Source organism: Pseudochrobactrum mosebachae (assembly GCF_048914685.1).
In the GTDB taxonomy this organism is placed as follows: Bacteria; Pseudomonadota; Alphaproteobacteria; order Rhizobiales; family Rhizobiaceae; genus Pseudochrobactrum.
On the sequence record NZ_CP128408.1, the window covers coordinates 24,870 to 43,945 of the forward strand.

Genomic DNA, 19,076 nt, shown 5'->3' on the forward strand with positions numbered 1-19,076 from the left:
TCCTCATAGCTTCAATTCTAAGGATAGTTGAGTTTTACCCTCTTCTCCTAAACTGCGAGTAAGCACTCCAGTATTTAGTAATGTGTTAAGCAGCTTTTTAGCTTGCTGATTATCATGAGCGGCATAATATGCAAGACGCTTTATGCAGAGGGCTAAAGATTTGAAATTTCTAGAGAATGTTAAATTTGGTGTCCCTGTAGTACAGTCAAAATCTGTCACTGGAGTTTTCCAGTCGCCGTAATTTTCGCTCAGGTAAATATCAGGGTTGTCCGGGCTGTTTACACTAACGCCTTCGAGCTCGGTTCTGACTAGTCCAAAGGGGCTGTTTTCCCAACGGTGAATAACCGAACCATGCCAGCAAATATTATTTTGCGTATAGTGTATGAAGATATCAATCGGTATCCCGTTTGAATGAATGATTTTAATAATTGAGACACGTTCGTCTAAGGAAGGTTGCCCATTCTTGTCCCGAAGTACTTCTATGCTGGTGTCGACTTTTTGAATTGCAAATTTTGACTGTGATTTTAAGAGCTGCATTAGCTCAGCAAGGTCAATATCCTCAGCATGAATCCCTAAATCAATATCATAATCATGCTTTAAAAAGCCGCCCTCGCGATGCTGGCCTAAAAATGTGCCAGACATTATAAACCAGGGCCATTTTGTTAAAGGGAGTATCTCAGATATTTCCTGTAATGCTAATACGGCATCTTGTTTTTGAAAGTCACCCGTAATGCCATTGCTGGATTTCGGGGATCCTGGCGACACTTTAGGTAGAATTTTAAGTGCCTGATTGGCATTAGTGTAAAACTCATCCATTAGCCCATTTACACAAATTCCTTGTGCAATGCCGAAATGAATATCTTTTGCCACGATATAGAGCAGGTCAGTGAGTTGATCTAACTTGCGTTCTTTAAGCTCGATTTTCCTGACTTTATTGGCCATAATCTCACGCTCAGCAACAGTCGTGTTTAATGTAAAGTCAAAAAACGGGATATGGATCAATTCAAGCTTTGGCCAAAACAAGCGAGCATGCCTCGCCGCTTTGCGAAAAGCCAAATCAAAACGATCGTCACGAAAATCTTTAGAAATTCCAGTAGCTAAAACTTTGGAGCGCGTACACACTAAGGTACCAACCCAGCCTATAGCGGCTAGAAAGTTGCGTTCTAAGCGATGATGTTTTCGATTGAGATATTTTAAAAGCGTATAGCTTTTACTAAGTTGCACCGGCTATATCCTCCAATGACTTAAAACAGGAAAATCGCTTCTGGGGGATAGAGGCAGCGGCATTAACATAAGGTTTGAGGGCTGTGTAATTATTAAGATTTTACAAGTCACGTTAAAGACGCCTTATTTAGCTGGGCCTGTCATAAAATCGATAAGATTAACCTGTAGAAGCAATTTACTAGAGGAATATTCTATGCGGCACAGATTATTGATTTAGAGAAATGAGCCTCTAGATCAAAACTGGTTTTATTTTGGTGTGATGGCGAGTGAAGCGTGTTTAGATTTTGCATGTTCGCTTGGCTTGGCCCGGAGACTGTTATAAGCAAATTGAATAACATTCTTGGGTAATATGCGAATGGCAAACCTGCTGGTTAAGTTTAAGAATAAGGCGCACTTTGGTATTACTTTATATCTTCGAAAGCCTCGCACGGCATTAAATTCTGCAGTAATGTATTTCCAGCCGGAGCGACGTTCAAGTAAGCCATTACCGATGCGGGCATATACCAGAACTTCATCCAAATTCTGACATTCATATCCAGCAGATATAACGCGAAGCCAAAGATCATAGTCTTCAAACGAAGGAACATCTTGATAGTTTCCGGCTTTGATAATGGCATCTTTTCTAAACATAACTGTCATGTGATTGAACGGATTGCGTAGCCATGCCGCTTTCACAATCGCATCATGCTTCAGTTTTGTAGTTCGGTTGCCAACGGGGTCGTACGGATTCTGATCAAATTCGGCAATATGTCCACCTAGAACGGTCACGTTGGGATTATTAACTAGGAACTCATACTGCTTTTGGAAGCGCCCTGAAACAGCGATATCATCAGTATCCATGCGGGCCACAAGCGGTGCTGAGCAATTATTAAGCCCGACCGCTAACGCCGTACCTAGGCCCATGTTCTTAGCTAGTTTTACAGACTTGATATTTAGCGCTTCACGATACTGCTCTATAACAGCCTCAAGCGAAGGATTTAATGCCCCATCTTCAACAAGCACTACTTCACAAGCTTTCAGCGTCTGTGCTGATAGGCTTTTAAGTGCTTTTCTTAAAAAGTCCGGATTGTCATTTTTATAGGTCGACATCAGAACTGAAAGATTGTGACTTTGTTGGATCATTAAAAATAGGGCCCTAACACTTACGTAATCATATGTCAGTGCGTATGCACTTGATTAGCCGTTCTCTCGAAAGCAAAGACGACTAACATATATATGTACATTTTGAATCACTTTAATGACAGTAATAAATTATTACATTAGTACATTATGGTGAGGGCGCAATACGATAATTTTATAATGTTTTCAAAGCGGGACGAAACGGGGTGAGGGCGCTTTAATCGTTTGTTATGCTGAGAGAGTATCTCTACGGGCGAGTTTCCAACTGCCATATTTGGGCAGTTTAAGATATTGAAATATCTTATTTATTTTTATCGGATTTATCGCAGAATTCCTTACCCAAATTTGGGCGTGGCAGTATGTTTCCGAAATCTCCCCAATTTATCTTTGAAACGGCCTGCCTTGCCAGCTTAGAGCGCTGTGCATTTTTGGTATACGCTTTGGATGTTTTAATGTCCTTTTAGCCCAAAACACCTTCTGGCATTAGATCTGTCGCCGCATTCTCAACGATGTTCGTTGCAAGTTTCTTACGTACACTATGATCAGCCAAATGAACTTGCTTCGGTTTCGTGCCGATCTTTTTGAGAGCATATTGTTCATCAAGGTGACCCTATACGGTTATTAAAGCATAGTGATGAGTTTAAGCGCGATGCGGTTAGCATTACACTCACAAGGGGTTTGATGCGCCGTCAAGTTGCGGCAGATTTAAGTATTGGGCTTTCCGCACTTGGAAAATGGATCGCGTGGGTTTCCTATGAAACCAAGGTGCCTACCCAAGATGCTGATCTTCTGCGTGAGAATGAAGATTTACGCAAAGAGAACCGCATCCTTCGGGAGGAGAAAGAAGTATTGAATTGAATCTGGAAATGTAATCAATCCAGTGAATCGATTACCCGGCGGAACGCTGCAATATTTTTCGCGGCACGAAAGCTATGAGATTTTAGTTCATTGCGGATTATCGTAGCTCTCACGTTCACGCTTATGCCGTTTGATGGGCGTAACAGATCGTGGTTTCCGCGCATGGAATCGCCGGTCTCCATCACTGCGCGAGCGTCACGATCTTATACTTCTAGCACATATATGAGCAGCATCGGTTGTGCTTGGGGAGTGATATTCGGCCACGTATGACAGAAGAGTTGAAGCACTGGGTTTACAGGTCGGGCAGCGTCGGGTCGGGCGTTTGATTTATCAAAATAACATTACTACTCTTCAAACGCGCAAATTCAAACGGACAACGGATAGTCATCATATCTTCAACATCGCACCAAACCTCTTGAAGCGAGGCTTTATTGCAGGCTCAACCAACCAGAAATGGGCAGGCGATAACACTTATGTTTGGACCAGAGAGGGATGGGTCTATCTTGCTGCCATCTATGAGCGGGAAAGGTAATTATTTCGATAACTCGGCAGTAGAAAGCTTCTTTAAATCATTAAAGGCAGAGTTGATTTAGCGCAGACACTGCCAAACAAGGCGGGATGTCGAGGTTACAATCTTCGAAGATTAAATGGCTTTTATAATCCCATTCGCAGACATTCCGCCTTACTATATAAAACGTTAATCTCATGTGTGATGGCAACGCGAAAACTAAAGCAGGAAATTTCCACTAATTCTGGGAAGTTCAATAATAGATCTGCGCAGGCTTAAACTTCAACCGAACGCCCGATAGTACGGGCAGAAATAAAATGTTTATTATGATCAAAGTGAGCGAAGCGGGGTTTGGAAACAACACCTGTCAGGTAATAAAGGTTTAATTTATAAATCTATTGTGCACCCTACATATAAACATATTACGTGGTTTTACGAATATCCTATAATAAATCTGAGATATTAAGTTTTATGTTTAATAATATTATTGAGATTTTACATTATGTTTCCATTGCTCTGCCAAATGCTGAATACGTAATTCAGATTGAGCAATCATGGGAGCATATCTGACATTATTAAATCCCCATAATGTTGATTCAAGCTCTTCACGGTGGCCGGCAATAAATGGCAAAACAACAACAATACGGATTTCATTGTTATTTTCAATATACCTATCTATTGTATTCCTATCAACATTCAAATCCATGGGGTCCCATTCAGACAGAATAGATAGTGCATTTTTACTATAAACATTGCATACGGTGCTTGTCATTCTGTTTATAGTGACAAATGTTAGCCCTTCATATACTTCAACATTACTAACTTCAGCGCTTTCATGAACAGAAGCCATCATGCCGGAAAATATATCCCAATCACATTGATTGGATTTAAGGTATTTTTTTACAATATTAATTTTCTCGTGAAAATCCTCAGGAAGTAGCGCGTCATCCTCAATAATTGTTATGTGGTCTAAATTTTGCGCGAGCGCGTAACGTGCTAAAGCACTAAAACTTGAGCCACAACCAATCCAGCCTTTAATATTTCTCACACCATCAAAAACAGCGCAATTGGCTGGTTTATTTTCAATAAACACTTTGCGCCTGTCGATTGTTTCAGGAAGAGAGAGGCCAATAAAGTCGCTGTTTTTTTCAAGATATATTGGAGCGTCAAAAATTGCTGTTGCCGGTAAAACACCAAGAGAAACTAAAAAACGATCGAACATAAATGTAAATCTATGAGAAGAGCTAGATGCTGATTTCATTACTTCATCTGAGTAATCAGCAATATGATTAATCATATTCGCTGCAGCTTTCAGCATACTGTCTATCGAGCCTTCTTGAAAAAAAGCCACAGCGCCACCTAATTCAGGATAGTTGTTTTGATCTGCTGAGCTTTCAGAAAGGATGGGAACTCCCAATGAAATACATTCTTGTATACGGGGCATTTCCAGCAATGCATTTTCGTAATAATGAATATTAACGACAGCATGGGCTTGACGAATGAGCTGAGCCATTTCATCGCCAAATAAATCATTGCAAATCTTAACTCTGAAATTTTCTTCTAATGCTTTTAGCATTTTTCTACGACGCTTTGAACTAAGGCTGTCCCCGTAGAATATAAAATCATACTTTTTTTCATCCAGCGCAACAGTTTCAGGTGGTATTATTGATGTTCCTATAGGTAAATAAGTAACATGGGGGTATTTTATGTCCTTATCAGCCAAATACTGAATGTTATCTAGAGAATATTCCAATACTGCCAAAGAGTTTTTGAGTGCATTTAAATAGGCTTTAGTAAACCATCTGGAACTAACGGATTGTTCAAGCTGAAATATAATGCGCCGTTCTGGCGGAGGCAAAATGTCGAACATTTGAGCACAAAGTACAATATATATATTATGGGGCACTCCTTTAGGTGTACTCATTAAAATTTCGGAAGCAATACCACGAGCCGAAAGTCTTTCTTGAATGGTTTTTGCGACAAAAACTGTGTGCGGAGTAGTAATAATTCCCCATAATGCACCGTCGACAGCCGAGAGGCTGCTATGTACTTCGCTCAACATGCGCTCGCGGCGATAAAATTTCAGGCGTTGAATTAGCCCCTTAATATCGCCACGACCTAAATACCGGATTGCATTGCGCACTCGTGTTACCAGGCTAAAACCTTTATTCATTTTCATTCCATATTTATTCAATATTTCATTAGTTAAGCTCTTAGCGCTGCTTATTTCAGCTTGGTGGTTCGCTAAAGCGGCATCACGTCGTTTTTCTAGCTCGATTTTCTTTCAATTTGCAGACCCTAAATAAGAGAGGCCTTTAATTACAAGAGGCGGAGCTCATTGCCGTGTAGGAGATTAAAGGATTAGTGTTGTTTGATATTTCCTCCCGAAACGCATGAACACTAAATCCAAGTGCATATATGTTTGTATCACGGCAAAGCGCGACTGCGGCATAAGATAATTTGCAACCACCCCAGACCAGGGACCTAGCGTTGTAACGACTTCCATTTAAAGCTAGACAAGGCCTCAAATTAAACCTTTTACTTCACCTATTACCCATAAATATTTTTATCTCTTGAAGTTAATTGTAAGTACTTATTTTATTAATTTTGTGACACTTTTAAATATGTTATAATATAATATTTATGTATAGATAGACGAAGTAACCCTCTGAATATTACATATTATAAATTGTAAATAGTGGTCTGATTTTAATCAATGCTGATTGCACCAAGGGCTTACTTAAAAACGTAAAACCAATGATTGTGTCAGCATAATTGAGCGTGAATTCAGTTTAAATAGGTTGCATGACCATCGCCCATTATTTCCTCACATCATTTATAATGTGTTTTATAAAAGTCATATTGATGAAATATAATGAGTTGGAATCAGGCTTGAGTTCGTTATAAAAATTGTCTGTAATAGCTATATTAGCGATGAGCTGGAAACGCATATGAGCAATGATGTATTCGATAAAAATATTCACTCTATCGAATTACTTATGAAGCCTAAAAGCGGCGTTTCGGTCTCTCTACAAGACATAGGTAGTGCGCTATCAAAATATCGTTTAGCTTTAATTTTTGGCTGGCAGGATGTTGCCCAAAGATATCGTCGTTCCCGCGTTGGTGCTTTTTGGCTAACACTCAATATGGCTGTATTTGTGACAGCACTGGGAGCGATTTTTGGGACAATTTTTCAGTCCAATTTAGCTGAATTTCTACCTTATTTATGTGCTGGCGTTATTACGTGGAGTTTTATTTCCACTAGTTTGACTGAAGGCTGTACATCCTTTAGCTCTTCAGATGGAATTATATTGCAAGTAAGAATGCCGCTATTTACACATATATTAAGAGCTCTTTGGAGAAACATAATTATATTTGCTCATAACATCGTTATATTTCCAATTGTTCTTATTACTTTTGGTGGATCGATTAATTTTAACCTAATTTGGATTGTACCGGGCTTTATAATTTTATGTATTAATTTGGCTTGGGTTATGTTGTTGCTAGCTATTATCTGCGCTCGCTTTAGAGATATGACACAGGTTGTGACTAATATTTTACAGGTGATGTTCTATGCGACACCGATCATGTGGATGGTAAAGGTGCTGCCGGATCATGTGTCCAGAGACTTTATTAACTGGAACCCTTTTTATCATTTTGTAGAGCTGGTGAGGGCACCTTTATTTGGCACTGCGCCAACAATGCTAAACTGGGCTGTGACACTTGGTTTTATGATTATCGGATGGCTCCTAACAATCGTCTTCTTCGGTAAATACCGCTGGCGTGTAGCGTATTGGTTATAGAAAATGAGTATCATTCATCTTCAAAATGTTAGTGTTGAATTTCCCATTTATAATACGAGTAGCCGATCGTTAAAGAATCGAGTTCTTAGCATCGCAACCGGCGGCAAGATCGAACGGCGAACTGATCGGCTTGTCATTATTCGGGGTCTGGATGCTTTGAACCTCACGTTTAAAGAGGGTGATCGGGTGGGGTTGATAGGCCATAATGGTTCAGGCAAAACAACCTTGCTGCGAGTGCTGGGAGGCATCTACACACCAACGCAGGGCCATTGCGTTATTCGTGGTAACTGTGTGTCTTTAATTAACATCAATCTCGGCATAGATCCTGATGCAACAGGCAGAGAAAATATTAAACTGAGATCAGCCATGATGGGCATGAGCCCTTCTGAAATTATAGAAAATCTCGAAGAAATCTCAGAGTTTTCCGGCTTAGGCGAATTTCTGGATATGCCTTTTAGAACGTATTCTTCTGGCATGCAGCTCAGATTGGCTTTTGCGACTTCTACGGCAGTGCGGCCCGAAATATTAATTTTAGATGAGTGGCTGTCTACCGGCGATGAAGATTTTAAAGAACGTGCAAATGCACGTATGCAAAATTTGGTAGACTCAACAAAAATACTGGTACTTGCAAGCCATTCAAAAGAATTGTTGATGCAAAATTGCAATCGAATAATTTGGCTGGAACACGGCCGCGTTAAAATGGATGGTATGCCTGATGCTGTTTTGTCTGCATATTTCGGATAGCAGGGGTAGATTAATAAAAAAACATCATTCCGAATAAAGCGTATTATCCGGAATGATGTTTATACAAAAAATAGTTATTGAGTTGTATCACCATAGATATTGTCTGAATTTATATTCAAGACTTGATCGACTACAATTTTAGTCGATAATTTCCAATCCGATGCCTCAAGAGAGAATACGCGGTTTAGTTTATCAGTGGAAAGTCTGGAATTGTAGGGCCTTGTGGCTTTTGAAGGATATTCTTCAGCTTTAATAGGGATTATCCTTACAGCCATTCCAGCACATTCGAAAATATACTCTGCCCATTCACTCCAAGATGCTTCAGACCCATCTACCAAATGATAGATGCCCCAGTCATGAAACTCTCCACTCAAGATTCTAGTGCAAATATGTATGATTGATGAAGCAATATTGGCTGCTGAGGTTGGATTTCCGTATTGATCAGAGACCACGCTGATCTCGTGTCGATCCGGCCCAAGCCTTAACATGGTTTTCAAAAAATTATTGCCATACGGGCTATAGACCCAGGCCGTCCGTAAAATAATATGCCGTGTGGCGGTCTCAGCAACCAGTCGCTCACCTTCAAGCTTACTCGCGCCATAAACACTACGGGGAGCAGGGGTGTCACTTTCTGAATAATATCCTGTTTTTTCACCGTCAAATACATAATCAGTGGATATATGAATCACCGGAATGCCTAATGTTTCTGCCGCTTGGGCAATAGCCTGAGCCCCGTTAGCATTGATTGCATAAGCGCGTTCTGGCTCGTCTTCAGCCTTATCAACTGCAGTATATGCTGCGGCTGATATAATAATGTCAGGTTTTTCAAAGGCTATTGCGGTACAAATTGTGCGCGGCGAGGCGACAAGATCCAACTCTGGTCTGCCTAATGCAATTACTTGAATTTCGCTGTTAGCCAAAGCGATCAGGCTGCTTACGAGCTGCCCGTGATTTCCCGTGACTAAAATTCTCATATTTATTTAGCCTGACTTAATCGATTATTTTCATTGGATTTTTCGTAAAGGGGTTGCCACCACCAAGTATTATCCAGGTACCATGTGATTGTTTTATCAATGCCCGAATTAAAACTTTCTTTTGGGAGCCAGCCAAGTTCAGATTTTATTTTACTCGCGTCAATCGCATAGCGCCGATCATGGCCAGGGCGATCAGCAATGTATGTTATAAGTTCTGCGTATTTTTGACCGTTAGAACGGGGTCTTTTTTCATCAAGGATTTTGCAAATTGTTTCGACGACAGACAGATTAGTTTTCTCTTCATATCCGCCAATATTGTAGCTTTCACCACTGCGGCCCTGTTTTAAAACCACCTCGAGAGCCTTTGCGTGATCTTCGACAAAAAGCCAGTCTCTCACATTGCCACCATCTCCATAGATGGGCAGTGGCCGCTCATGCAACGCGTTGATTATAATCAGAGGGATAAGTTTCTCAGGAAAGTGAAACGGCCCGTAATTATTAGAGCAGTTCGACAAAACCACAGGCAGGCCATAGGTTTTATGCCATGCACGAACAAAATGATCTGATGCAGCCTTGGATGCAGAGTAGGGTGATGACGGAGCATATGCTGTAGTCTCTGTAAACATACTCGTATCAAAGGGCAGGTCGCCAAACACTTCGTCGGTTGACACATGGTGAAAGCGAAATTCTTCTTTTTTTGCATCCGTTAATCCACGCCAATAGGTTAGCGATGCACTTAACATACGAAACGTACCCACGACATTTGTTTCAATAAATGCAGCTGGGCCGTTTATAGATCTGTCAACATGGCTCTCTGCTGCGAGATGCATCACGCTGTTGATATTTTCATCTCTCAGGATCGTCAGGATGCCGTCTTCGTCACAAATATCTGTACAGTAATGCTTGTAGTTAGGTGCGTTTTCAATAGCGCGCAGTGATTGCAGGTTACCGGCATAGGTCAGTTTGTCGACATTAATGACCGTTGTCTCAGGGTTTTTAACGAGCAGGCGGCATACTGCAGATCCGATGAAGCCCGCTCCTCCGGTAACTAATATTTTCATATTCGATATATCCTGTTCAATCAAAAATCTGTGCATTCTTGAAATAGGGTGCAACTGCATCTTTTGCGGAGAGCTGAAATTCTATGTCTGATTTCGGCCACTCTATGGCTATGTCAGGGTCATCATAGCGAATATTGCGATCACATTGGGCGGCATAATATCCGCTCACTTTATAAGCAACAATCGTATGTTCTTCTAACGTCACAAAGCCATGCGCGAAGCCTTTTGGAACCAAAATCTGATTACCTTTTACAGCACTCAACTCAAGGGCGACCCATTTACCAAAACTAGGCGATGCGCGGCGGATATCGACTGCCACATCAAAAATACTGCCTTGTATGACACGCACAAGCTTGTCTTGCGCATAAGGTTCCAGCTGATAATGCAACCCGCGCAAAACCCCTTTGCGTGCTGAATATGATTGGTTATCCTGTACGAAATCGATATGAATATTATGTGCAGATAGTTTTTCCTGATTGTAAGTCTCTGAAAAATAGCCGCGATCATCCCCAAAACGCTCCGGAATAATTTCTTTAACACCATCAATGTCAAGCTTGTTTACAACAACCATTAACGTGCTCCCAGCGTTACCCGCCGTTTGAGATAATCTGCATATTCGGTTTTCCCAAGCGAAGCCGCTCTGTGTAGAACCTGATCGGCACTGAGCCAGCCGAATTCAAAACCAATCTCTTCAGGACACGCAATTTTCATGCCTTGCCTATGTTCAATTGTTCTTACAAAAGACGAGGCTTCATGAAGGCTGGTATGAGTTCCTGTATCCAGCCATGCATAGCCACGACCCAATCGTTGAACACGCAGCTGTTTTTTTTCGAGATAAATATTGTTTACTGCAGTGATTTCTAATTCACCGCGATCAGACGGTTTGATATTAGCGGCAATATCAATGATTGTGTTGTCATAAAAATACAATCCGGTTACGGCCCAGTTCGACTTCGGCGCAACTGGCTTTTCCTCAATTGAAATTGCCACTCTGGTTTCAGGATCGAACTCGACAACACCATATCGTTCCGGATCATCAACATGATAGGCAAATACAGTTGCTCCATTCTCTTGTTGAGCGGCTTGCGTGCAAAGGGCGGGTAAATCCACGCCGTAATAAATGTTATCTCCCAGAATCATTGCGACCGACCCTGTACCAATAAATGCGCGGCCAATAATAAACGCCTCGGCAAGACCGTTGGGATGTGCTTGTTCTGCGTAAGAAATGGAAATGCCAAAATTGGACCCGTCTCCTAAGAGATCTTGAAAAACAGGCAAGTCGCGTGGCGTTGAGATAATCAGAATTTCGCGTATACCGGCGAGCATCAGCGTAGTTAAAGGGTAATAAATCATTGGTTTATCATAAACAGGCAATATTTGTTTTGAGACCGCTAATGTTAAAGGGAATAATCGGGTACCACTGCCGCCTGCTAATATTATGCCCTTCATTTCACTCTCCTTATGCCATGCTTTTATGCTGACAGTTTCCCAATGAGGGCTGATAAATATAGGCCAAACGTAGCCATGAGCGTTTGCCGCTGTATTTTATTACGGAATAGAAATCTGGCGCATATTATGCCACCGCGCTTACGCTCAGTTTGAAAGTTTTCTACTAAAGCTATGTTTTTACTTGATAATATATTTCTGCACTTTTCGAGGGTGTTGAGGTTATCAATAACCCAGCTTGAATATTTACCACTCAGTACACCTAAAGCTCTTCTGTAAAGCGCGAGAATACCAGTGTTTTTTCCAAAGATATTTTGATGATGTTGCCGATAATCCAATTGAGGCGTTGCATCATAAATTATACGGCCACCTGATCCGGTAATCAGCTGGTAACACCACCAGTCATGACTGAAAAAAGAGGTTAATAAAGCACTTTGTAAAACCAGTTTGAAAGCAGGAGCATTTAAAACAATCGTGTTTCCACCTGCTAAACTCTGTGTCAAAGCATTTTCGAATGATGGGTTTTTTGTATACAACCGAGAAAGACCAATAACTTTACCGGTACAATCAATCAATCTTGTTCTACTGCAATATAATAAGGGAGATATTTCTCCATCAGATATAATTTTTTCTATAGCGTTGCTTATTTTATCTTTATACCAAACATCATCCTGATCACAAAAAGCAACATAACTAGTATTTTTATTCAAATTTATTATTAAATGCCTGAAGTTTTCTGAATATCCTTTTTGTGGGCCGCAAAGAGTTTGGAAAGATCCCTTTGTCCATTTGCGGCTCCATTGCTCTATTTTATCTGTCGTGGTGTCAGATGAGCCATCGTCACTGACCATTATATCAATATTTGGCCATGTCTGGTTAGCAATTGACATGAGTTGTTCGTCAATGAACTGAGCACCATTATATGTGGCAAGGAGAATGGTTACTTTTTCGGTTTGCAATGGCACGCTCATAAAAATGTTGTCATATGCAGTTTGATCAAGTGAAAATATTTTTTATTTTCAGCCCAATGACATAGTTCACTTCTGTAGTTAACACTCCCATTACGCCAATATTGTTACATTTTCACGACAGCGCATTTTGCTTCATAGCTGTCGATTGAGCTCTTATCGGGTTGTAGGCTCGATGTTCTTGGTTGTTTAATGTTTTTTATAATGAGGTAGGAATTTATTCCGCACATCTATATTGATTTATATGTTTTTGTTTGATTTTGATAATCAAATTTAAAACAAAAAATTACATGTGTGGCTGGACTTAATAAATCAATTGTTCTTTTTTAAGTGTATTAATACTTTAATTTTCTACTATATATTGTTTCATTGTAATTTTTTTGCTGGAAGAGGGTAATGTTTATGGGCATCGTTCTACATGTGTGGCGACAATAATACGGGCACAAAACGTCCAGAAAATATTTTCTTTAAAATATAATCTAAAATATTATAATAGTCGGTAGGCATCGCGCATCATTTGAACTATAATGATAATGACCCGATCAAAATTCAGCGACCGGGTTAGAATTAAATTTCGACAAAGGAAAACTTAATGGCTACCGGTACTGTAAAATTTTTCAATGAAACCAAGGGCTTTGGATTTATCCAGCCAGATGATGGCTCGACAGATGTATTTGTCCACATCTCTGCTGTTGAGCGTGCCGGTATGCGCACTCTTGTAGAAGGCCAGAAAGTTAGCTTTGATCTCGTTCGTGATCAGCGTTCAGGCAAAAATGCTGCTGACAACCTTCAGGCTGCATAAGAATTTTATGTTTCCTATGAAAAAGGCCGGGTATATCCCGGCCTTTTTCTTTATTAAAATGCTATTCACGGATTATAAAACCAGCAAACCGATGCCTTTAAGTATATCGGTTGCTTGAGCTTTTGAAATGATCGCCCCTTTAAGGGCAGCGGCATCATGAAATGACAGGCTACCAAGATCGCAACCTCGTAAGTCTGCGCCTTTAAATTTACATAACCGCAGTGATGCGCCACGCAAGCTGCAATCCTGAAAAATTGCATTGCGAAAATCGCAATCACGCAGGTCAGCTTCACTAAAGTCCAGATTGTTAAGGGTTTTATTCCGAAATGAGGCTGCAGGTAAGAATGCGGCAACGAGCCGGCTTTCTTCAAATGCAGTGCCAATCAGGCTGCAATCGCTAAAATCTGCCCCGGTTAGTTTTGAATGCGTAAATTTACTGCCGTTAAGGTTCGATCTTAGCCAGCGGGTATTCGATAGATCCGAGTGATGAAATTGGGCAGCACTGGCATCTGTACCCTGAAAATTTCCGCTCGCTAAACGACATTTATTAAACTGTACATCTGAGAGAGTTGCGGCTTTAAAATTACACCCGGTCAATATGCATTCATTAAATATGCAATCCGACAGGTCAATATCCGTGAGGTCAAGCGTATCACATGACAAGCCGGTGAAGGTGCGGATTCCAGCTAAGAGTTGAACTTTAAGACTTTCCGCATTGATCATAATATTTTCCATAGCCCGGTGCTAATAACAGCTGACCAGGTATTTTATTGATCCTTGGGGCGCTTTCGATTGAGCACAATAAAAATTGCACAACCGGCCAAACCGAAAGCGATAATGCCCTGAATCAAAAATACTGCTTGTAACAACATTTTTCACCTATTTGTTAAGCTCTCGCATACACCATAAATAAAGCCTCGTCACCAGTGAGCGAATATCAATTTTTTGTTTCGCAATTTATATCAAGCTGAGTGACGGCCCATAAGTAAAATGATCGCGACGTGGTTGTGGTAAATCATACTAATATAACGCTATATTTTTATCGCCATTAATTTTATTTTTTTGTAAAAATGTCATAAAAGAAAATTTATATATACTGCAAAATAGTTCCCTATATTAATCATGAATTATATGCTTTTTTATTATTCAATAATGAGTTATCATAAGTAATAACCTCAATAACTATGAGAATAGCATGGCAGAGGGTTGGAGTTTTTCAATATTTGTTGAAACTGAATATGGCCGGATACATAAAATATCCGGTTGGGAAGATTTATCTGTTTTTTTATTGTGTCATTGGCCGGTTGCGCACGGCGCTGCCTATACAGCCGCCGTTTGCGGACTTTCGCAATCTTATTATAGTAAAGCGAGCTCAAACCATTTGATGAAAATATTTATCCATGCACTACACGAAGCAGAGCTACCTTATTCGTTTGAACGGGTGGGCGGAGCGGTCTGAAATTATGCAGGCCTTATGATATTGGTCTGAAACAAATATATGTGATCATGTGTTGTCGTATTCGTTTTTATTGCTGTGTCGTTTTATATCTTTCTAAGATATGAAGCTTTCAGTTTATCCAAAACGAAAGCACTTTGAGACGCAATGCGATCACTTGATTTTTTAACCTTACATTATGCTTTGGTGGTTAACTGCGTGACGGTAACCCTGATCTGGCTGGGTATTGCGCTTGCATATCGCGATTTTATCTCTGCGCGCTATTGGATGGCCGGCTCATTGGCTACCACAATTGGTGCTGTTTTGCTCAGCTTCAGTTATATCCAAGATGTGCCGGTTTATGTGATTGCTGGTAATTTTCTGATCGTTATCGGATTTTCATTATATTATGGCGGATTGCAGAGCTTTTATAACTGGCAGTTACGCGCAATTTTTACGCCCTTGGCTATCGTCCTGGGTATCAGCTTGGCGGTCACTCTGGTGGGCTCTGATAATGGCCTATGGCGTGCATATATTTACAATCTGACCTATCTGGTGCTCTTGATCAGTATGGCTGTTTTTGTGATTACGCGCAAAGATAAGTCTCTGGGAATTTATGTCTGCGTGGTGGCTATTATAATCGGCTTATTATGCCAGCTCTATAACCTTTTACTAACATTTCAGGTTTCAGAACAAATTATTAATGTAGCTGAATTTCTACGGCTTTATTCCTATAATTTTCTGATGATGCAGCTCAGCGGCGGTACACTTACGTTTGGTTTTTTCATTCTGACAATTGATGCATTGCGTAAAGAAGTTGAATATTTGGCAAGTCGTGATGATCTGACGGGCCTGCCAAATCGTAGCCTCTTCAATGCTGTTTTAGACAGTGCCGAGCAGGAATATCTGACCAGTGGTACATCCTATGTCATTTTGATGATTGATATTGATAATTTTAAAACTTTTAATGACCTGTATGGCCACAGGCTTGGTGATGAGGTGTTGCAGCATTTTTGTACCATTATGACAGGGCTGTTGCAGCCCGATCAGATGATGAGCAGGCATGGCGGTGACGAGTTTTGTGTTCTGATGCCAGCATCGGCACACGAAGCTGCAAAGGCCTTGGCTATCGCAATAAAACGACACTTATCGGCATCGCCACTGATTTTGAATGGCAATAAAGCGCTCAAAATGACCGTGAGTACAGGCGCGGCTATACGTACTGATATTACTGAGGACGGTATCAACACGATGTTTAATGAGGCAGATAAAGCTCTGTATCGTGTTAAACGTGCAGGCCGCGATGGCTACGCATTATATGAACCGGCTTGAAATTACTTGAACCCAAAAAACCCCACCAAAGCGGCAGGGTTTTTATCGGATAGGATAATTCAGGCAAAACCAAAGGTGATTTGGTTGAATCTGTGCTTGTCAGGGTTACTGCGTAATTTCGAATTTAACAGTGACACTCACATTATAGCTATTTTCTCCGGCAGAAACCGGAACTGAATCGCCCGCACTCTCTGCAGCCATTGCAACCATTTTGCTTCTATACATTGGGGTTGGGCGGGCATTGCTGGAATCTTCATTAATTTCCAGCACACGTCCCAGCTTAGCACCGGCTGTTTCAGTGAGGAGCTTAGCTTTCTCCAATGCATTCTCAACGGCCTTTTTGCGGGCATCCATCAACTGTTTTGACGGATCATCATTGATAAAGCGCAGACCGCCACTCTGGTTGACGCCAAGATCAATTGACTTGTCGAGCAGGTCACCAACTTTATCAAGGTCGCGCACGCGCACTGTCAGGCCATTGGATACATTATAGCCAACGATTTTAGGGGCTTTAAGGCCGTTTTTTTCGTTAGGATAGGTATAAGTCGGCTGAATATTAACGCCGGAAGTCTGCAAGTCACGGTCTTCAACGCCAGCCGTTTTCATTGCTGCCAATACCTGAGACATTGCCTTGTTATTATCTGTCATAGCCTCGCGAGCAGATTTTGCCTCGCGCAAAACTGTCAGATCTAGAATTGCCATATCAGGAGCAGCCTGAACTTCACCTTCACCTGTGACCAAAATAAACGCCTGCTGTTTTTCTGACACATTTTTCTCCTGTGCGAAGGCCGGCTGCGAAAGCGCACCGGCCATAGAAACTGCAAGAAATGCAGAAGTGAAAAGGGCGGCTGTTGTACGATTGATCATGTTATCTCCTGATAGTGAAATCGTTTAACTGCTATATTTCAATGGAATAAGGATGTTTTACGGCGAAAAACGGGCGTTTTAATTATTGCTGTTCATTAAACAAAAGCGCATGGCACAGCGGCAGTAAGTAATGTTCAGTTAAAGGGGCTAGATTCAGACCAGCGGTGTGTAACGGGTCAACCCAAATAATCTCTTCAATCTCAGCAGCTTTTTTCACGGGCTGATCCAGTGCAATCCGGAAAATCTCTGCTTCAACGGTAAATCCCGTTTCATTGGCGGCAGGTGCCGAAAACTGTCCCAGATACTGGGGTTGATCGGGCGTGATATTCAATCCTAACTCTTCACACAATTCACGCTGTAAGGCTGCCAGAGCAGTCTCTCCGGCCTCAATCTTACCGCCTGCTTGCATAAAGGCAGTGGTACCGGTTTTGCGCACAAGCAAGATGCGGTTATCCGGAGCCATCAATATAGCAGCAGCGATGTGGATAGTGCCGGATGAATGTGGTTGAGCCATAAAGGACATGCAGTCGTTATTTCCTGAATTATGTGATTTGAAACCGACGAAATAGATAGATGCCGCACTTATATATCCTAACGGATATGAAGCGCAGATGAATGTTTTTTGCATTGTAAACTGATTTGAGAGGATTTTCTCATCGGATATACACAGTTAGGAGTATTTGCTGCGTTAGAATGAAATTTGTGCGTTGGTTTTATCCTTAATCTATAGGGAAAAAATATTGCTCAAAATAATACAAATAAGAATTTATCTTCCAATAATAAAATAAGCAGCGTGCAAACATATCTGTGCCAGCTGTGACCAGCGTGACATCTTACTGGCAATGGAAACTGAATTATCAACGCAGTTTCATCACAAAAACACAGCAGCGAACTGACAGACTTTATACCGCGTTCAGGCCGATGCTCTTGCTTCAGTATTAAAAGGATAATCACTATGAGCTGGTTAAAATCTATCGTCACTGTTGGTGTGTTGCAGTCTGCAGTGCTGGTATCCGGGCTTGTAACCGGTCAGGCCATTGCCGGCGAAGCGCTGGATCGCATAAAAACTGAAGGTGTCTTGAAAATTGGTACAGAAGGCACTTATGCGCCTTTTACCTTTCATGACAAAGACGGCAAGCTGGTTGGCTTTGACGTTGAAATCGGTCAGGAAATTGCCAAGCGTCTTGGTGTTGAGGTCAAGTTTCTTGAAGGGAAGTGGGATGGCCTGATCGCCGGACTTGATGCAAAGCGTTATGATGCTGTGATCAATCAGGTGGGTATAACTCCTGAACGCCAGAAAAAATACAATTTCTCCGAACCATATATTGCCTCTAAAGCCGTGTTGATTGTTAAAACCGGTAACGCAGATATTAAATCCTTTGATGATCTGAAGGGGCGCAAATCGGCACAATCACTCAGCAGTAATTATGGTAAAATCGCCCGTGAACATGGTGCGGAAATTATTGCCAATGACGGTTTTGACCAGTCTGTGCAGCTGGTTCTGAGCGGCCGCGCCGAAGCCACAGTGAATGCCAGCCTGTCTTTTCTGGATTTCAAAAAGCAGAAGCCTGATGTGCCGCTGGAAATTGCCGCTGAACTGGAAAATGCTGATCAATCCGGTGTATTGCTGCGTAAAGGTGAAGAAGATTTGCTCACCGAGATCAATAAAGCCCTTGAGCAGATTAAGACCGACGGCACATATTCAAAACTCTCCGAAAAATATTTCGGTGCGGATGTTTCAAAATAAATCATACCTCCCATTGATCAGTTAAGCCGGCGAATAAGCATAGCCGGTTTAACTGCGCATCAGCAGAGCAGGGCGGCAGCGATTAACAGATTGTCCCAAAAGAGTGACACAGTTTTCTGCCAATAAACATCAAACGCTTTAGCCTCATAAGTCTTTTCTGGTCGATTATTTTGGTCATCAAGCAGCTC

Annotated in this window: 17 protein-coding genes and 1 pseudogene; 7 read left to right on the top strand and 11 right to left on the bottom strand. The window is 41.3% G+C overall.

Features of this window, described 5'->3' with window-relative positions; genetic code table 11:
* Positions 1 to 3 precede the first annotated feature (3 nt).
* Both MP213Fo_RS00175 and MP213Fo_RS00180 read right to left on the bottom strand, forming a co-directional pair.
* Positions 4 to 1,224 (bottom strand): hypothetical protein, encoded by a 1,221-nt coding sequence (locus tag MP213Fo_RS00175; RefSeq protein WP_421089698.1) that lies wholly within the window; start codon positions 1,222 to 1,224, stop codon positions 4 to 6.
* 246 nt (positions 1,225 to 1,470) lie between these two features.
* Entirely contained in the window at positions 1,471 to 2,346 is an 876-nt protein-coding gene (locus MP213Fo_RS00180; RefSeq protein WP_421089699.1) for a glycosyltransferase, read from the bottom strand.
* A gap of 609 nt (positions 2,347 to 2,955) precedes the next feature.
* Here MP213Fo_RS00180 and MP213Fo_RS00185 point away from each other — a divergent pair.
* Positions 2,956 to 3,907, top strand: a pseudogene (locus MP213Fo_RS00185) (IS3 family transposase); the annotation flags it as partial.
* Positions 3,908 to 4,193: 286 nt separating this feature from the next.
* On the opposite strand, the gene MP213Fo_RS00190 reads toward MP213Fo_RS00185, so the two are convergent.
* Complete coding sequence (locus MP213Fo_RS00190; protein WP_421089700.1) at positions 4,194 to 5,882, bottom strand: methyltransferase type 11; 1,689 nt, start codon at positions 5,880 to 5,882, stop codon at positions 4,194 to 4,196.
* A gap of 778 nt (positions 5,883 to 6,660) precedes the next feature.
* On the opposite strand from MP213Fo_RS00190, the gene MP213Fo_RS00195 reads away from it, so the two are divergent.
* Together MP213Fo_RS00195 and MP213Fo_RS00200 are read left to right on the top strand one after the other, a co-directional pair.
* Positions 6,661 to 7,512 (top strand): ABC transporter permease, encoded by an 852-nt coding sequence (locus MP213Fo_RS00195; RefSeq protein ID WP_421089701.1) that lies wholly within the window; start codon positions 6,661 to 6,663, stop codon positions 7,510 to 7,512.
* Between the two features lie 3 nt (positions 7,513 to 7,515).
* Entirely contained in the window at positions 7,516 to 8,256 is a 741-nt protein-coding gene (locus MP213Fo_RS00200; protein WP_421089702.1) for an ABC transporter ATP-binding protein, read from the top strand.
* 74 nt (positions 8,257 to 8,330) lie between these two features.
* Here MP213Fo_RS00200 and rfbD read toward each other — a convergent pair whose 3' ends face one another.
* The 5 genes from rfbD to MP213Fo_RS00225 are packed head-to-tail and all read right to left on the bottom strand — an operon-like array spanning position 8,331 to position 12,696.
* Positions 8,331 to 9,230 carry a dTDP-4-dehydrorhamnose reductase gene (rfbD, locus tag MP213Fo_RS00205; protein WP_421089703.1) on the bottom strand — a complete coding sequence of 300 codons (900 nt, stop codon included), beginning with the start codon at positions 9,228 to 9,230 and terminating at the stop codon, positions 8,331 to 8,333.
* A gap of 2 nt (positions 9,231 to 9,232) precedes the next feature.
* Positions 9,233 to 10,291 carry a dTDP-glucose 4,6-dehydratase gene (rfbB, locus tag MP213Fo_RS00210; protein ID WP_421089704.1) on the bottom strand — a complete coding sequence of 353 codons (1,059 nt, stop codon included), beginning with the start codon at positions 10,289 to 10,291 and terminating at the stop codon, positions 9,233 to 9,235.
* 16 nt (positions 10,292 to 10,307) lie between these two features.
* Complete coding sequence (gene rfbC / locus MP213Fo_RS00215; RefSeq protein ID WP_421089705.1) at positions 10,308 to 10,862, bottom strand: dTDP-4-dehydrorhamnose 3,5-epimerase; 555 nt, start codon at positions 10,860 to 10,862, stop codon at positions 10,308 to 10,310.
* Positions 10,862 to 11,740, bottom strand: coding sequence for a glucose-1-phosphate thymidylyltransferase RfbA (rfbA, locus tag MP213Fo_RS00220; protein ID WP_421089706.1), 879 nt, complete (start codon positions 11,738 to 11,740; stop codon positions 10,862 to 10,864). Before rfbA ends, rfbC begins: the two co-directional genes overlap by 1 nt.
* Before the next feature lie 23 nt (positions 11,741 to 11,763).
* Complete coding sequence (locus MP213Fo_RS00225) at positions 11,764 to 12,696, bottom strand: glycosyltransferase family 2 protein (RefSeq protein WP_421089707.1); 933 nt, start codon at positions 12,694 to 12,696, stop codon at positions 11,764 to 11,766.
* Between the two features lie 601 nt (positions 12,697 to 13,297).
* Here MP213Fo_RS00225 and MP213Fo_RS00230 point away from each other — a divergent pair.
* Complete coding sequence (locus tag MP213Fo_RS00230) at positions 13,298 to 13,507, top strand: cold-shock protein (protein WP_421089708.1); 210 nt, start codon at positions 13,298 to 13,300, stop codon at positions 13,505 to 13,507.
* Positions 13,508 to 13,579: 72 nt separating this feature from the next.
* On the opposite strand, the gene MP213Fo_RS00235 is transcribed toward MP213Fo_RS00230, so the two are convergent.
* Positions 13,580 to 14,230, bottom strand: a complete 651-nt coding sequence (locus MP213Fo_RS00235) for a pentapeptide repeat-containing protein (protein WP_421089709.1) — start codon at positions 14,228 to 14,230, stop codon at positions 13,580 to 13,582.
* A gap of 472 nt (positions 14,231 to 14,702) precedes the next feature.
* Between MP213Fo_RS00235 and MP213Fo_RS00240 the strand changes: the two genes are divergently transcribed.
* Positions 14,703 to 14,966 carry a DUF982 domain-containing protein gene (locus MP213Fo_RS00240; RefSeq protein WP_421089710.1) on the top strand — a complete coding sequence of 88 codons (264 nt, stop codon included), beginning with the start codon at positions 14,703 to 14,705 and terminating at the stop codon, positions 14,964 to 14,966.
* Positions 14,967 to 15,110: 144 nt separating this feature from the next.
* Positions 15,111 to 16,274 carry a GGDEF domain-containing protein gene (locus tag MP213Fo_RS00245; protein ID WP_421089711.1) on the top strand — a complete coding sequence of 388 codons (1,164 nt, stop codon included), beginning with the start codon at positions 15,111 to 15,113 and terminating at the stop codon, positions 16,272 to 16,274.
* 105 nt (positions 16,275 to 16,379) lie between these two features.
* Here the strand turns inward: MP213Fo_RS00245 and MP213Fo_RS00250 are convergent, their stop codons facing one another.
* Both MP213Fo_RS00250 and MP213Fo_RS00255 read right to left on the bottom strand, forming a co-directional pair.
* A complete protein-coding gene (locus tag MP213Fo_RS00250; RefSeq protein WP_421089712.1) occupies positions 16,380 to 17,141 on the bottom strand; it encodes an SIMPL domain-containing protein in 762 nt (253 codons plus the stop codon).
* Between the two features lie 82 nt (positions 17,142 to 17,223).
* The gene (locus MP213Fo_RS00255) at positions 17,224 to 17,769 is read right to left on the bottom strand and encodes an NUDIX hydrolase (protein WP_421089713.1); all 546 of its coding nucleotides are present in this window, start codon (positions 17,767 to 17,769) and stop codon (positions 17,224 to 17,226) included.
* A gap of 327 nt (positions 17,770 to 18,096) precedes the next feature.
* Here MP213Fo_RS00255 and MP213Fo_RS00260 point away from each other — a divergent pair, with 327 nt between their 5' ends.
* Positions 18,097 to 18,888, top strand: coding sequence for an amino acid ABC transporter substrate-binding protein (locus MP213Fo_RS00260; protein ID WP_421089714.1), 792 nt, complete (start codon positions 18,097 to 18,099; stop codon positions 18,886 to 18,888).
* Positions 18,889 to 19,076: the final 188 nt, after the last annotated feature.

What these genes read in the sequence shown, in the direction of transcription:
- MP213Fo_RS00200 (WP_421089702.1), top strand. Translation starts at nt 7,516, where the DNA reads ATGAGTATCATTCATCTTCAAAATGTTAGTGTTGAATTTCCCATTTAT.
- MP213Fo_RS00190 (WP_421089700.1), bottom strand. Translation starts at nt 5,882, where the DNA reads ATGAATAAAGGTTTTAGCCTGGTAACACGAGTGCGCAATGCAATCCGG.
- rfbB (WP_421089704.1), bottom strand. Translation starts at nt 10,291, where the DNA reads ATGAAAATATTAGTTACCGGAGGAGCGGGCTTCATCGGATCTGCAGTA.
- rfbC (WP_421089705.1), bottom strand. Translation starts at nt 10,862, where the DNA reads ATGGTTGTTGTAAACAAGCTTGACATTGATGGTGTTAAAGAAATTATT.
- MP213Fo_RS00180 (WP_421089699.1), bottom strand. Translation starts at nt 2,346, where the DNA reads ATGATCCAACAAAGTCACAATCTTTCAGTTCTGATGTCGACCTATAAA.
- MP213Fo_RS00230 (WP_421089708.1), top strand. Translation starts at nt 13,298, where the DNA reads ATGGCTACCGGTACTGTAAAATTTTTCAATGAAACCAAGGGCTTTGGA.
- rfbA (WP_421089706.1), bottom strand. Translation starts at nt 11,740, where the DNA reads ATGAAGGGCATAATATTAGCAGGCGGCAGTGGTACCCGATTATTCCCT.
- MP213Fo_RS00240 (WP_421089710.1), top strand. Translation starts at nt 14,703, where the DNA reads ATGGCAGAGGGTTGGAGTTTTTCAATATTTGTTGAAACTGAATATGGC.
- MP213Fo_RS00255 (WP_421089713.1), bottom strand. Translation starts at nt 17,769, where the DNA reads ATGCAAAAAACATTCATCTGCGCTTCATATCCGTTAGGATATATAAGT.
- MP213Fo_RS00235 (WP_421089709.1), bottom strand. Translation starts at nt 14,230, where the DNA reads ATGATCAATGCGGAAAGTCTTAAAGTTCAACTCTTAGCTGGAATCCGC.
- MP213Fo_RS00260 (WP_421089714.1), top strand. Translation starts at nt 18,097, where the DNA reads ATGAGCTGGTTAAAATCTATCGTCACTGTTGGTGTGTTGCAGTCTGCA.
- MP213Fo_RS00195 (WP_421089701.1), top strand. Translation starts at nt 6,661, where the DNA reads ATGAGCAATGATGTATTCGATAAAAATATTCACTCTATCGAATTACTT.
- MP213Fo_RS00245 (WP_421089711.1), top strand. Translation starts at nt 15,111, where the DNA reads ATGCGATCACTTGATTTTTTAACCTTACATTATGCTTTGGTGGTTAAC.
- rfbD (WP_421089703.1), bottom strand. Translation starts at nt 9,230, where the DNA reads ATGAGAATTTTAGTCACGGGAAATCACGGGCAGCTCGTAAGCAGCCTG.
- MP213Fo_RS00250 (WP_421089712.1), bottom strand. Translation starts at nt 17,141, where the DNA reads ATGATCAATCGTACAACAGCCGCCCTTTTCACTTCTGCATTTCTTGCA.